Below are 13,757 nucleotides of genomic sequence, written 5' to 3' on the forward strand. Positions count from 1 at the left end.
TCGATTTTCGGTGATCTCGTTCAGCGATCTATCGAAGCAGTATCGTTCTTATGTGCGCACGCATCTGCGAATATTTCTCGACTGCCGCGTCGCCGCGCGCTGCATAGATCGCCGTGATCAAACTCTCATCTTCGGGCCGAAAAGCCCTCAGCATTATTTCGCGTTCGCGAATTATGCCTTTCGCATCGACGACCACGATCGCACGTGTGAAGCTTATCGGATAGAACCAGTGTTTTGCGAGTCTTCGCGTCACGACCCGTTCAGGATCCGCAAGCAAAGGTATCGGGAGGCGGTACTTTCTCGCAAACACATCGTGGTTCTCGGGATAGGCCGGCGAGATGCCGACGATGTCTGCTTTTGTATCAAGATATTTTTCCCAATGGTCTCGAAGAGAGCAAAGCTGTTTCGTGCAGACCATCGTTTCATTCCCCGGATAAAATAGGAGGACAACGACACTGCCCGCATGCTCATCAAGACGCCAGTGTTCCCCCGAATTGTCCTTCAGCGTGAAGTTCGGACAGACCGAACCTACCGCCATATTTTCCAGCATATGATCAAACTGCTCTGCGTATTTTTCTATTCGGAGTACTTAATAGAAGCCCGCTTTTTCGTTCGACGATCGACCGGCATCCGGCGGCCATGGGGACGCCGGTCGCACAAGTTTTTTATTGTTGCACATCGGTCATCCCGTTGCCAGAACTTTTGCCCTTGCGGATCTCCGTCGACTTTTTTCGTGTTCGTACTTGGTTTCGGATTCACCCCGCCTTTACCAATTCGGACATTCGTAATAAAGTAATTGCTTTCGCTTCGCCGCTATAGTTTATGTCAGCAGCATCGACACTTTCTGATTCAACATTTACCGGTTTACCATTGGTCCATAGAGGAAAGGTTCGTGACGTTTACGAGATCGACAAAGAGACTCTTTTGCTTGTAGCGACCGATCGGATCTCTGCCTTCGACTGCATATTGCCGACCCCGATCAGGCACAAAGGCGCCGTGCTTACAGCTTTGTCTGCGTTCTGGTTCGAACGCCTCCGGCATATCGTTCCCAATCATCTGATCACGGCCGACTTCGACCAAATGCCGAACGTCGTCAAAGAGCACCCCGAACTTCGCGGCAGGTCGATGCTCGTCCGGCGGACCGAGGTCTTTCCGGTCGAATGCGTCGTCCGCGGTTATCTCGAAGGTTCGGGTTGGAAAGACTACAAAGCGACCGGAATGGTTTGCGGCCGTGAACTTCCGCCCGGTCTCAAGCATTGCGATCAGCTTCACAAACCGATCTTTACGCCGGCAACCAAGGCAGCCTCGGGCCACGACGATAATATCAGCCAGCTCGAGTTCGTTAAGATCGTTGGGCACGACACCGCGGTCGAACTCAAGACGATCTCAAAGCAGATCTATACTGAGGCCAGCGAATATGCGCTCGGCAGGGGGATCATCATCGCCGATACCAAGTTCGAGTTCGGCATGGACAAGGACGGCAACATACTGCTCATCGACGAGGTTTTAACGCCCGACTCGTCCCGATTTTGGGACGCCGCGAGCTATGAGCCCGGACATCCGCAGCCGTCGTTCGACAAACAGTTCGTTCGTGAATATCTGGAAACGTTGGACTGGGGCAAGACGCCGCCTGCGCCGGCGTTGCCGCCGGAAGTTGCCGATGCGACGTCAAAGCGCTACTTGAAAGCTTTCCAATTGCTCACCGGCGAGGAACTACGGAACGATTGATCGTTTTCTACGGATCTGAGAATGCGAGACTTGATGGAAAACCTGATCGACGAAATGCTCGACGGCCGCATTCTGCTCGGCGAGGCGATCGACGAATTCGAAAAGATATACATTCAAAAAGCGCTTGAGCGAAACCGGGAACACCTCTCGAACACCGCCGATCTTTTGGGCATACACCGAAACACGTTGTCGAAACGTGTTGCTGACTATAAAGCCGCGTCGGCGCCGAAGAAGATCGCGTCCAGACGATCGAACGGAAGAAAGCCGGGCTCGAAGTCCAAACGAACTGCGAAAGGCAAACCCTAACGCCGAGTTTCAAGCACCTCGATCGGGTCGCCTGTTCTCAAAACGACTCCAGGATTCTCCGGTATCAGATTCTCGCCAAAGAGCACACTCGTCTCGGTGTGCCCAAATGCCTCGAATGTATCGGGAAACGCGTCCTTCGCCATCCTAAATCCGGCGAGCGTTTTTAACGGCTCTTTGCCGTCAAATTGCCCGCGGGATTGGTCGACCGTCGTCATCACGCAACGTGCACACGGTTTTACGACGCGAAAAATTGCTTCGCCGATCTTGATCCTTGCCCAACGGTCTTCTTCGAATGGTTCGCTGCCGTTTACGACCACATTCGGACGAAAACGGTTCATCGGCAGCGGCAGCTTTTCGCCGTATTCCTCATCATGATATCGGTCATGCAGCCGTTCGTTCAGTTCTCCGACCGACGCCTCCCCGAGAAGCAGCAGCGGATAGCCGTCCGCAAAGCTGACGATGTCATCGCCGGTGTCAAACGGTTTGCTAACGTGCCGATAGGATTTGTCCGGCATCCGCACAAGCTGGCATTTTCGACCCAGAACGTCGCTGAACCATTCGCTCACCTCCCCGACGTATACTTCACCGGCCACATCACTTTGCCAGACCGTCACATTCTGATACTTCCCGCGGTCGGGCTCGAACGGGATCGCGACCGAACCCTCTTCCGGACTCGAAACCCGCAACCCTCCGCTTTCGACCTCGACCGTCAAAACAGCCATTTTCGGGACCTCACGTTGAGTGAAAAACGTGCCGTCCGGATCGGTCAGCATCCATCGCCGATCGAACTGCAACCCACGTTTCTCGACAACCGAGCTTTGCAGCAAGATCCCCTTAAGCGATTTGATCGGGTAAATGTTTATCTCGGAAATTAACATGATCACATTCCAGAATGCGTAATTCTCTTGCCAAAACTCTCATTGAATTTGTGTCCGTCGTGGGCCGAAAGACCAAAGAAATTCATCTTGAGGCCTTTAAGCCGGATGTGCTTTATCCATGCATAATGCGTCTAAACGTTCATCGATTCTCCAAGTCTCACGCCGGTTGAGAATCCACGACGCATACGCTCTCATTTCAAATCAAAGATAAACATACACCAGACTTGACAGCATCACACTCATATTTTCTGAATCTTCAAATAAACCCTTGACAAGTTTAACCGCGTTTAGTAAATTAGCAGTCACAACAGCCGAGTGCTAATTCCGTTACTATTGCGTCCGGCTCAAGCTGTTATCTTAATCCGTTAATCTCAATTTTGGAAGGAGTACGAAACAAATGGCTACAAACATCAAACCTTTACACGACCGCGTGATCATCAGGCGGATCGAAGACAACGTCAACCAGACGGCTGGCGGGCTCTTCATTCCTGACACTGCAAAAGAAAAGCCGCAGGAAGGCGAGGTCATCGCTGCCGGCGAAGGCAAGTATAAAGAAGACGGCAGCCGTCAGACGCTCGACGTCAAAGCCGGCGACCGTGTGCTTTTCGGTAAATACAGCGGTTCTGAGATCAAGCTCGACGGTGAAGAGTTCATCATCATGCGCGAAGACGAGATCCTCGGCATCATCAACCGTGCTGGAGCTGCTGCGTAGTAAGCGTCAGGCGTTCTCGCATGACCTTACGCATATCGAATTCACAATTATTTCGCGCCTGAAGGCGTAACTCTTACGAGGAGAAAATCTATATCATGGCAAAACAAGTTATTCATGGAGAAGAATCACGTTCCGCGATTCTACGCGGTGTAAATCAGCTCGCTGACGCTGTAAAGGTGACGCTTGGCCCGAAAGGCCGCAACGTCGTCATCGACAAGAAGTTTGGCTCGCCGACCATCACCAAGGACGGCGTAACGGTCGCAAAAGAGATCGAATTGAAAGATTCGCTCGAGAACATGGGTGCTCAGATGGTCCGCGAAGTGGCCAGCAAGACCTCGGACGTCGCCGGTGACGGTACGACGACCGCAACCGTCCTTGCCCAGGCGATCTTCAAAGAAGGCGTCCGCACGGTTGCCGCCGGTGCAAATCCGATGGCTCTCAAGCGCGGCATCGATAAGGCTGTGACCGAGGTCGTCGCTGAGATCGGCCGTCTCTCGAAGCCGGTTTCGGGCGAGATGATCGCCCAGGTCGGAACGGTTTCGGCAAATGGCGACAAGACGATCGGAACGATCATCGCCGAGGCGATGGACAAGGTCGGCAAAGACGGTGTCATCACGGTCGAAGAATCGAAGACGATGGACACGAGCCTCGAGGTCGTCGAAGGTATGCAGTTTGACCGCGGCTACCTTTCGCCTTACTTCGTTACCGATCCTGACCGGATGGAAGCCTCGCTTGACGAGCCCTTCATCCTCATCAACGAGAAGAAGATCTCGAACATGCGCGACCTTCTGCCGATCCTCGAACAGGTTGCTAAAATGGGCCGTCCGCTGCTCATCATCGCCGAAGACGTCGAAGGCGAAGCTCTTGCGACGCTCGTTGTCAACAAGCTCCGCGGCACATTGAACGTCGCAGCGGTCAAGGCACCGGGCTTTGGCGACCGCCGCAAGGCAATGCTCGAAGACATCGCCATCCTGACGGGCGGCAAGGTCATCAGCGAAGACCTCGGCATCAAGCTTGAAGGCGTGACGATCGAAGACCTCGGCAAAGCCAAGAAGATCACGATCGACAAGGAAAACACCACCATCGTCGAAGGCGGCGGTTCGGGCGAGGCCATCGACGGCCGCGTCAAGACCATTCGCACGCAGATCGAAGAGACCAGCAGCGACTATGACCGCGAGAAGCTCCAGGAGCGTCTTGCTAAATTGGTCGGCGGCGTTGCCGTCATCAAGGTCGGTGCGGCGACCGAGACCGAGATGAAGGAAAAGAAGGCTCGTGTTGAAGACGCAATGCACGCAACCCGTGCTGCGGTCGAAGAAGGCATCGTTGCCGGCGGCGGCGTTACCCTCGTTCGTGCATCGAAGGTGCTCAACAACTTTGACGCCGGCGAGGACACGGACGAGCAGATCGGTGTCAACATCATCAAGCGTGCTGTTGAAGAACCGCTCCGTCAGATCGTTGCCAACGCTGGCAAAGAAGGCGCGGTCGTCGTCGAGAAGATCCGCTCGGAAGACAGCGAAGCCTACGGCTTTAACGCTGCGACCGAGAAGTTCGAAGACCTCGTCGCAGCCGGTGTCATCGACCCCGCAAAGGTCACCCGTTACGCTCTGCAGAACGCAGCTTCGATCGCGGGCCTGATGCTCACCACCGAAGCCATGATCGCCGACGCCCCTGAAGAAAAGGGCGGCGACCATGGTATGGGCGGCATGGGCGGCGGCATGGGCGGCATGGGCATGGGAATGTAGGCCCGGTTTTCAATTCCTACGACTCGTGAAGCGTGGTAACAACAAAGGCCTCGTCCCCGACGAGGCTTTTCTCTTTCTATTCGAAACGTGCTAAATTTGTTCCTAATTAATGCTCGATATTCTTGACGAATTGTTGTCAGAGGTCACGTCAAACAAGCACCTGATCTCTCTCGCGGTGGAGCTAGGGGCCATGAAGGTTCCTGTCGTTTCAGAAGCGGAAAAACAGCTTACTGTCGGTCCACTGCCAAAGATTTCGAAGAGTACACGGCAACGCTTTCGCTCAGTGATTGAAAACGGGGCAGATCCACTCGGCATCTTTTTCTCTCTCTTAAACTCACCCGAAGAACGGCGCTCAAACGGTGCGGTCTATACTCCAATACCGATTGTCGATGCGATGATTCGTTGGTCTGTCGTTCAATCGAAGCCAGAGCGAATAATCGACGCAGGTGTTGGTTCGGGTCGTTTTCTTACAGCCGCCGGGAAAGCTTTTCGTAACGCTTCGCTTGTCGGCTTTGAGTGTGATCCCCTGGCCGCGCTTCTTGCTCGGGCAAACATTGCGGTACTTGGTTTATCCAAAAGATCTATTGTTCATCTGAACGATTACAGAAACGCGGTTCTAAACGACATAAAGGGTCAAACCCTATACATCGGGAATCCGCCATGGGTTCGGCACCACTTGATTGAACCGAAATGGAAGACATGGCTGACCACCACAGCGCATGAGCTTGGCCACGCCGCAAGCGCTTTGGCCGGCCTCCACGTTTATTTCTTTCTGGCGACTGCAAAGTTAATGCGACGGGGTGACGTTGGCATCCTCATAACGGCATCGGAGTGGCTTGACGTCAATTATGGCTCCTTAGTTCGAGGGCTGTTCTTGGAACAATTAGGAGGAACCGACATCCTCGTAATCGAACCTGAGGCGAATCCTTTTGAAAGAACTGCAGCGACAGCGGTAATCACCGGCTTTCGCTCAGGAAAACGCCCGAGTTCTATCGGAGTTCGGCGAATCGACAATCTTAAAAAACTCGGATCGCTCACGCCTGATCGCAAAGTGAGCAGGGAGCGATTTGAGGATGCGTCCCGCTGGACTCCGCTAACCCGTTCCGTACGAACACATCGTTCCGACTTCGTCGAACTAGGTGAAATCTGCCGTGTTCATCGCGGGCAGGTAACCGGAGCAAACGCGATCTGGATTGAAAATGAGGCGTCCGAGAAGCTTCCGAGTTCAGTCCTTTTTCCAGCCGTTACACGAGCGCGAGAACTTTTCCGGGCTGGTAAGGCTCTGACCAATCCGGCAGCACTGCGGCGCGTCATAGATATTCCTCCGGATCTGAAGTTATTCGAAGAGGATGATCGTAAGCGAATCAAAGACTATCTGCGATTCGCAAAACTTAAGGGCGCTGACGAGGGATACGTTGCAACTCACCGACGCGCCTGGTGGAGCGTTGGTCTAAAGGATCCTGCGCCAATCTTGGCCACGTATATGGCACGACGACCCCCTGCATTTGTACGGAATCTAATTAACGCTCGCCACATCAACATCGCACACGGCCTTTATCCGATTCAGGATTTTGGCGAAAGTATCTTAGATCGCTTGGCGCAGTTTCTTTCTCACGGTGTATCAAGAACGCAGGGACGGACCTATGCGGGGGGACTAACAAAGTTTGAACCGCGCGAGATGGAACGCTTGCCCGTGCCCAGTTTGGACCTTCTTCGGCAAAACGTTGCATTGGAGGAATTACTGGATTGAAAGATTTTGTCACACCTCAACTTTGGGCACCAGACCAACTTGACAAGGACATATCAGCAGCCATTGACGTTTTCCGCAGAGAGCGATTTGAGGAATCGGCGGAAGCCTATCCGAATGAGTTCGATAAGGTTATCGGAAATATCGAAAACTTACTTGAACAAACCGTAGATCTATCGACTCTTTCGGAATCAGCTCGCGACGTAGTAAGTGACGCTTCCCTATTAGAGGCTTTGCGGTATCTGGCTGGGCCGCCGATCTCTGCAGACGACTTCAAGGTGCTCGTTGAAATCAAATCTAAGAGCCAACTCAAAGATCCTGCCGTGATGCAACGCATAGTCGAGACAATCAGGGCGACGCTCGATAAAAGACGATTCCCTTGGGTGGGCGAAAATCGCGCTCCGACAGAGTTAGAGAAACAGGCAGCAATAATGGCGTCTGCCGCTCTTATGGCCTCACAACACATCGCCACTTGGCGACGGAATGAGGCAAAACGACTTCAAGAGAAGGCCGTCAAGGATGCGCTTGCAGCGCATGGAATGAAACAAATAACCACTCCGCACGGAATAAGGACCCACGCAGACGGCCCAAAGCCGGGCGAGTTCTGTGGAGAGACCACGCTTGGAAGCCGCAAAGCGGACATTGTTCTAACCCTGTGGGATAATCGCATTATGCCGATTGAGTGTAAGGTGTCAAATTCATTTCTGAACTCCGTTAAGCGTTTGAACAATGATGCGGCCGTAAAGGCGAAGACATGGGCGAAGGAATTTGGCGACAGAAATATTGTGCCGACCGCGGTGATCGCTGGAGTCTTCAAACGAGCAAACATTGAGGCAGCCCAGAACGATGGACTCACGATTATCTGGGCTCACCGGCTCGGAAATCTTACAGATTTTGTTGAAAAGACACGCTCATGATCGATTAACCTGACGAATTCAGTCAGGCCTACGATTTTCGATTCTCTAGGCGCCGCAATGCAGTGCGGCGAGGGTTCTGGCGTCGTAGATCCGCCGGTGTTGCGGCAAAGCCCACAACTCGGGCCTCGCCGTCGGCATGGGAATGAGAATGTAATGTCAGAAGCCCGCACGCAAGTAAGGGCTCAACGTCACCTCGAAACGATGCGACAAAACCAAAAAGCCTCGGCGGGTTGCCGAGGCTTTTTTAATTGAGGAGCGGTCAAGGGATCGTACTCAAACGAAGTCCTGTGTCTGATTCGTCATAGCTTCCTGGATCCCCGCAGTACCTCCATTTCCACAGGCCGGATAGCAAAATGCACCGCGTTGCACCAAGCCCCATAGACATACAGAGAGAGTTCTTGTATCTCTGAAACGGCCAGTTTTTTTGCAATAGGCGCCTGTGTTCGAAAGGGCGTCCGTGCGCCCCCTTACTCAATGACGGATGCCTAGAACGACCTGGAAACGATCTGACCGTCCCGGTTCACTCCCCAAACCAGGCCCGAATCCGCTACCGAGATATTGTTCAATCCTCCCGGTATCTTTTCCCAGGAACTGCCCGTCCATCTAAAGATCTCGTCACCCGGATTCACGCCCCAAACGCTGCCGTCACTTCCGACGGAAACTTGTTTTAGGACCCCAGGGACCTTGATCCACGTCGTTCCGTTCCACCGATAGATCTCACCGCCGGCATTGACGCCCCAAACATTTTCGGCATTGCCAACAGATATTTGTTTGAGCTTTCCGGGGACTTGAACTATGCCGCCGACTTCTTCCCCAACAAATTCCCCAATACGCAAGATTCTGGCCCCATAAAACATTGCGTCCCATCGATAGATATTGTCGGATGTATCCACGCCCCAAAGCTTACCGTCGCTTCCGATCGATACTTGCTTCATCGGAGCTCTGGCAGCAATGCTTCTCCAACCGTTACCGGCAAAAGCGTAGACCTCACCTGCGGCATTAGCTCCGACAACGAAATAATCACTTCCTACCGAAATCTGCCGAAGTTTGCCCGGGAATCCCACCCATGTAGATGCAGCGCTATATCCCTGCAGCCTTCCTGTCCATTGATATATGTTGTCCTTATTATCAACTCCCCACGCCGCGCCGTCGCTGCCTACGGAGACTTGTGACAGGTTTCCGGCGATCAGATCCCATCGTGTTCCGGAAGGCGGTGCGGCCGTGCCCGAGTTCAACAGGGTTACCCTCGGGAACGGAGTTCCGCCAACGGGCGGACACATCGGCTGAGAATACGCATTAATGGTTGCCATAAAGCCGGGATCGCCGGCCAAACCTGCCGCAACGCCTCCCGCGGTCATCACAAGTTTGCCGATCCTCCAGCCGTCCGCCTCAAGGATCGATCCCAGATGATGCAGTGCATAGTACCGCTTAATGTACCTTTGCGTGTTGTAGTCGTACTGGCTGCGAATTCTGCTTTCGATCGCTGGGGATGTGTTCGCTGCAAAATTGTCCTCGTACTCCGCGGTCCAATGCTCGATCTCGTCGCGCAGCCCTTGTCCGATATTTGCGGCACTCATTCCCAGATCCGCCAACTGGGTGTAATTACTGACGTCTTTCAGAGCTTCAAAGAGCTTCGCCCATTTCGGCGTATCCTGGAACATTGTCGCTGCCATTTGGCCCGTCTTTATCGTGGCAGCTCCGCCCGTTGCGCCTTTTGCAACATTCGCTGCTTGCTTTGCCGCATCGGCCGCTGCCTTGACCTTATTGGCAATGCCCATCGAAAATAGGCCGACAACCAGGTTGAAGGGGGCCAGAACCATATCTGAAATGGCGGTTGCGCACGCACCCTCGTTTGAAGAGCAGCCTATTCCTCCGCATTCCCAATTCTGAGCGCCGGTGCACTGCTGCCAGCAGACCGGGCCGACTGCGGTATATCCAGGTGAGCAATTTTGATAGCAAAGCCCTGCCTGCTCTTGAAGGCCAGGTGCACATATCATTGAGGTACCCGCTGTACGACCGTAACTGGGTTTTGTGCAGTCTGTCCCGGTGTCATCCCATCCCGCCGGGCATGCCGGAGCGCAAACCCATACCGCGCTGCCCTCTTTGAATCCCGGCTTGCACTTCGGATATGCGGCCGCGCCGACTATTTCACAGTTGCCGGTCCCGTACTTCGCTTCGCATGTGCGTTTCATCGCCTCAAAAGCTCCGGGTTGGGGGAGGGGCGGATATCCAGACTCCCATCCGAACGAGTCCCGCGTGTATTCACCGGTCTTCTGACAAAATCCTCCGATATCATTGAATCCCTGTGGGCAAGTACCCCAGCAAATCGGACCAACGCCGGTAAAGCCTGCCCGGCAATTCGGATAACACAATGCCCCGGCTGGGTCTTTTTCAGTTCCGGCCGGGCAATTGGTAAGCGGAGTTCCAACCCCGCGTCCGATCGTATTCTTGTAGCAGTAGTCAAGCCTACTGTTCGAGGTTTCCTTTGATATCCACGCCATGATCTTCTTGATATCACCCGGCCTGAATGGGTCCCTGAGATCATTGTCAGCAATAACTTGAAAAGTGTCGGTATTTTTAACTTGATCCGCGAAAGTCCGCTGAGACCCGACGATTTTGGTCACATTTCGGTTGGTGAGATTTATCTCGTATTGGTACGCGTTACTGGCACATGACAGTAAGAGCACATCCGCCCCCCTGCTCAATTCGGTGCAAGTGGTCTCGAGCTTGTCGTTTGGTCTTCCGCCCTGTCGAAATTCCCAGGTTCTGTCGCCGACTTGGCGGAATAGCCCTCTTTCCCCAGACTGCGGACCGAAGGAAACCTCGGTGACTCTAGTACTGTTCGGGTCCACGGGGGCCGTGAGCGGGATGGTTGCCATCTGTTGGGCCCCACCGACTCCGATCCAGACGTTTCTGATCTCGTTTGGCCATCTGGGCTCCACATCAAACCCGATCGCCCGCGAAACCTTACTGCCCGAGAAGAAGTAATTTCTGCCGTTAGAGTATTTGAATGCCGCACTTAGCGGGCCCGATGCCAAAAGACCTGCCGGGACAGCAGATTCGCTGACGAACCTATAGTTCGTCATGACAGCCTGACGGTTACCCTTGTACAAGATGACGGAACCGTTATCATCGAGGGCCGCGTCGATCCCGCTGTGAAAATACGCCGGCAAACCCTGCCAACCGCCGGGAAGCGTAACATTGTCGTATCCGGCGATCGCGGTCTTAGTAGCCGGATTTATAGCCGAGTACGCGTTGCCTTTGAAGAAGAAAATATCATTCGACGCTGGATCCTGTACCGCCGCGTCAATACCTGAGTGAAAAGACGCCGGAAGGCCTCTCCATTCGCCAGGCAGAACCTTCGGGTAACCAGCATCCACATTTGTTCCGGTGAGACGATAATATTGATTCCCCTTAAAAAAGTAGGAAACATTCTCACCGCGGTGAAAGAACGCGGCATCTACTTCTGCGACCTGCACAGCTGGAATACTCTCAGCCCTGACCTTCGGGCTTAATGTCACGAGAGGGCCAAGTAATAACGACAGGCTCATGAGAAATGCGACCATGGTTCGAAATGCGCCGTGATGAGTTCGTTCAGACTTTGACCGTTTCTTCATTGTTTTTCTCCTCTAAGTTAGCTTGCACTAGGTGGCAGTTCCCGTTCCTTGACCTTGACGTCGGGATATCGATGAATTCCGTTCAACCCCGAGATTGGCCGTTACCGATTGCCAACGGCACTTTTCGCAGCGATAGGATCTTTCGAATTTTTGCGTTCGATCGTTACGAATCTGGTGAGGGATTCCGCGTCGATCGCCCCCGGAAATATCTGATCTCCGATTATGTAAGCCGGCGTCCCGTTGATATCGAGAGATCCCGCAAGCCGCTGGTTGCGGGTGATCTGTTCGTTGATTTGTGGATCGGACATGTCCTTTTGTAGTTTGGAATAGTCGATCCCAAGGGTGTTGGAGATACTCTTGATCGTGTCCTCGTCTGTCCTTACAGACGTCATCAGAGCATTGTGAAATTCGACGTATTTTCCCTGCCGCGAGGCGGCGAGGGCAGCCCTTGCAGCCAGCCAAGACTGCGGACCCAGGATAGGAAATTCCTTAAAAACTATTCGAACCAACGGATCTCTTTGGGTAAGAGCCTGAAGTTGAGGAAGTGTCGTTTTGCAGTATCCGCAGTTGTAATCAAAAAAGACTACGATCGACACGTCCCCGGTCGCGTTTCCGCCGATAGGCGAATCGGCGTCGAAAAGTATCTCTTTTCGGAGTTCCTTCATTAGATTTGCCGACCGCTCAGCCCGCTCCCTTGCTTCTTGTGCCTGCAGGGCTTGCATTGCTTCTCTAATGATCGAGGGATTTTTGAGCAGATATTCGCGAATGATACCTTCGATCCTTTCTTTTTCTGACCCTTGTGGTCCGCTCGCTATCGCGGGCGTTACGTCTCGGACAGAGGCTTCGGTCAGTCGAGGCGATTGACCGATAGTAATGCCGTTCAAGCCCATAAGACTTAAGAGCAGCAGTAAAAAGGCGAAAACACTGGTTGAAAAATTTCTCTCGGTTACCATCGTTATTCCATCCTTGTTTGATACTAAAGTAAATCTGAATCCGTCAGAGTTGACGGTAATGCATCTGCGGCGGGGGCAAAGATTCGCGGTCAATTTCAAATAGAGCTGTCCGAGGGAATAGGACAGCCTACTCGATGTCAAAAGACGCGACGTAAGATCTAGCTAGAAATTTCTGGCACGTTAGCATTTATGCTCACATAAAGCAAACGCCCCGCAGCAAAAACGAAAAACCATCGGCACTCGCCGGGGCTTTCTTTGCGCCCACTCGGGCGATTGACAAATGCCTGAATGAGCGTATCGTAGGAAAACTCATCTAGATCAAGGTTGTGAACCTCCCGCTGTTTTGCGGCCCGCATTCGCATTCGATCTCGACGCGGAGATCAGGCCGATCGCCGAACATTCACTTCAGACAGATAAGTACTTTTTCAAGCAGGTGACCCTAATTCGCACGGGGTCTCGTTTAGTCAGATAAGACCAGAATTTGGCTTGGTGGCTGCTTGATATGAGCGTGGCAGCGATCCGAACGAAGCCTTAATTGCATTTGCTCGCCTTCAGGATCTAAGAGGAGAACAATTATGAAAAGGATTTTACTAAGCGTGATCTTTGCGTGCATTTTTGCGATCGGTGCGCAGGCGCAGACCACACCGCCGGCGACAACGCCCGGCAACGTATCGCGCATAGTTTACTTTGACGTCCTGCCCGGAAAGGGCAACGATAACACCAACCATATCCGGAAGAACCAGATGCCGATACTCGAGGAACAAAAGAAGCAGGGTTTGATCCTTAGCTATGGCTTCTTTACCAAGCCGTCGACGGACGGCCCGGGCGATTGGGATCTTGGGCTTGTCATCACATACAAGAATTATGCCGACGCGATCGACGCCAATCCCGAAAGAGCAGCAAAATTTGACGCGATCGGGCTAAAACATTACGGTTCGGCCGAGGCGCGAACAACCGCAAACGATGCGGCTAACGGATTTCGCACCGTCGTCCGCAGCTATTTGGTCAGAGGCGTTACATTCAACCCGATGCCATAGCACCGCTCTCCGCATGAATGTCGATAAAAGGCCTCGGCACCCGCCGGGGCTTTTTTTTTGAAACTTCGGTCTGAAAAGCGTCGTTATCCGCGGTGGACACCTAAAAGAAGGAGGGATCGA

The 13,757-nt window shown here is 53.2% G+C and carries 11 protein-coding genes; 7 read left to right on the top strand and 4 right to left on the bottom strand.

What is annotated here, in order from left to right:
- Window positions 1-28 precede the first annotated feature (28 nt).
- Window positions 29-550: a peroxiredoxin gene (locus IPM28_00690; GenBank protein ID MBK9171515.1), complete on the bottom strand. Its 522-nt coding sequence runs from the start codon at window positions 548-550 to the stop codon at window positions 29-31.
- Between the two features lie 272 nt (window positions 551-822).
- On the opposite strand from IPM28_00690, the gene IPM28_00695 reads away from it, so the two are divergent.
- Both IPM28_00695 and IPM28_00700 read left to right on the top strand, forming a co-directional pair.
- Window positions 823-1,728 (top strand): phosphoribosylaminoimidazolesuccinocarboxamide synthase, encoded by a 906-nt coding sequence (locus IPM28_00695; protein ID MBK9171516.1) that lies wholly within the window; start codon window positions 823-825, stop codon window positions 1,726-1,728.
- Between the two features lie 33 nt (window positions 1,729-1,761).
- A complete protein-coding gene (locus IPM28_00700; protein ID MBK9171517.1) occupies window positions 1,762-2,034 on the top strand; it encodes a hypothetical protein in 273 nt (90 codons plus the stop codon).
- Here the strand turns inward: IPM28_00700 and IPM28_00705 are convergent.
- Window positions 2,031-2,912 (bottom strand): MOSC domain-containing protein, encoded by an 882-nt coding sequence (locus IPM28_00705; protein ID MBK9171518.1) that lies wholly within the window; start codon window positions 2,910-2,912, stop codon window positions 2,031-2,033. The two genes, IPM28_00700 and IPM28_00705, sit on opposite strands and share 4 nt — an antisense overlap.
- A gap of 397 nt (window positions 2,913-3,309) precedes the next feature.
- Here IPM28_00705 and IPM28_00710 point away from each other — a divergent pair, with 397 nt between their 5' ends.
- The 4 genes from IPM28_00710 to IPM28_00725 all read left to right on the top strand — a co-directional run bounded on the left by IPM28_00710 (window position 3,310) and on the right by IPM28_00725 (window position 8,030).
- Window positions 3,310-3,624 (top strand): co-chaperone GroES, encoded by a 315-nt coding sequence (locus tag IPM28_00710; GenBank protein ID MBK9171519.1) that lies wholly within the window; start codon window positions 3,310-3,312, stop codon window positions 3,622-3,624.
- Window positions 3,625-3,719: 95 nt separating this feature from the next.
- Window positions 3,720-5,366, top strand: a complete 1,647-nt coding sequence (groL, locus tag IPM28_00715; GenBank protein MBK9171520.1) for a chaperonin GroEL — start codon at window positions 3,720-3,722, stop codon at window positions 5,364-5,366.
- Window positions 5,367-5,475: 109 nt separating this feature from the next.
- Entirely contained in the window at window positions 5,476-7,116 is a 1,641-nt protein-coding gene (locus tag IPM28_00720) for an N-6 DNA methylase (GenBank protein MBK9171521.1), read from the top strand.
- A complete protein-coding gene (locus IPM28_00725) occupies window positions 7,113-8,030 on the top strand; it encodes a XamI family restriction endonuclease (GenBank protein ID MBK9171522.1) in 918 nt (305 codons plus the stop codon). Before IPM28_00720 ends, IPM28_00725 begins: the two co-directional genes overlap by 4 nt.
- A 485-nt stretch (window positions 8,031-8,515) precedes the next feature.
- Here the strand turns inward: IPM28_00725 and IPM28_00730 are convergent, their stop codons facing one another.
- A complete protein-coding gene (locus IPM28_00730; protein MBK9171523.1) occupies window positions 8,516-11,647 on the bottom strand; it encodes a hypothetical protein in 3,132 nt (1,043 codons plus the stop codon).
- Window positions 11,648-11,748: 101 nt separating this feature from the next.
- Window positions 11,749-12,600, bottom strand: a complete 852-nt coding sequence (locus tag IPM28_00735; GenBank protein MBK9171524.1) for a DsbA family protein — start codon at window positions 12,598-12,600, stop codon at window positions 11,749-11,751.
- Window positions 12,601-13,175: 575 nt separating this feature from the next.
- Here IPM28_00735 and IPM28_00740 point away from each other — a divergent pair.
- Window positions 13,176-13,637 (top strand): hypothetical protein, encoded by a 462-nt coding sequence (locus tag IPM28_00740; protein MBK9171525.1) that lies wholly within the window; start codon window positions 13,176-13,178, stop codon window positions 13,635-13,637.
- Window positions 13,638-13,757 lie beyond the last annotated feature (120 nt).

The organism is Chloracidobacterium sp., from assembly GCA_016716305.1.
Taxonomy (GTDB): Bacteria; Acidobacteriota; Blastocatellia; order Pyrinomonadales; family Pyrinomonadaceae; genus OLB17.

What these genes read in the sequence shown, in the direction of transcription:
- IPM28_00690 (MBK9171515.1), bottom strand. Translation starts at nt 550, where the DNA reads ATGCTGGAAAATATGGCGGTAGGTTCGGTCTGTCCGAACTTCACGCTG.
- IPM28_00695 (MBK9171516.1), top strand. Translation starts at nt 823, where the DNA reads ATGTCAGCAGCATCGACACTTTCTGATTCAACATTTACCGGTTTACCA.
- IPM28_00700 (MBK9171517.1), top strand. Translation starts at nt 1,762, where the DNA reads ATGGAAAACCTGATCGACGAAATGCTCGACGGCCGCATTCTGCTCGGC.
- IPM28_00705 (MBK9171518.1), bottom strand. Translation starts at nt 2,912, where the DNA reads ATGTTAATTTCCGAGATAAACATTTACCCGATCAAATCGCTTAAGGGG.
- IPM28_00710 (MBK9171519.1), top strand. Translation starts at nt 3,310, where the DNA reads ATGGCTACAAACATCAAACCTTTACACGACCGCGTGATCATCAGGCGG.
- groL (MBK9171520.1), top strand. Translation starts at nt 3,720, where the DNA reads ATGGCAAAACAAGTTATTCATGGAGAAGAATCACGTTCCGCGATTCTA.
- IPM28_00720 (MBK9171521.1), top strand. Translation starts at nt 5,476, where the DNA reads ATGCTCGATATTCTTGACGAATTGTTGTCAGAGGTCACGTCAAACAAG.
- IPM28_00730 (MBK9171523.1), bottom strand. Translation starts at nt 11,647, where the DNA reads ATGAAGAAACGGTCAAAGTCTGAACGAACTCATCACGGCGCATTTCGA.
- IPM28_00735 (MBK9171524.1), bottom strand. Translation starts at nt 12,600, where the DNA reads ATGGTAACCGAGAGAAATTTTTCAACCAGTGTTTTCGCCTTTTTACTG.
- IPM28_00740 (MBK9171525.1), top strand. Translation starts at nt 13,176, where the DNA reads ATGAAAAGGATTTTACTAAGCGTGATCTTTGCGTGCATTTTTGCGATC.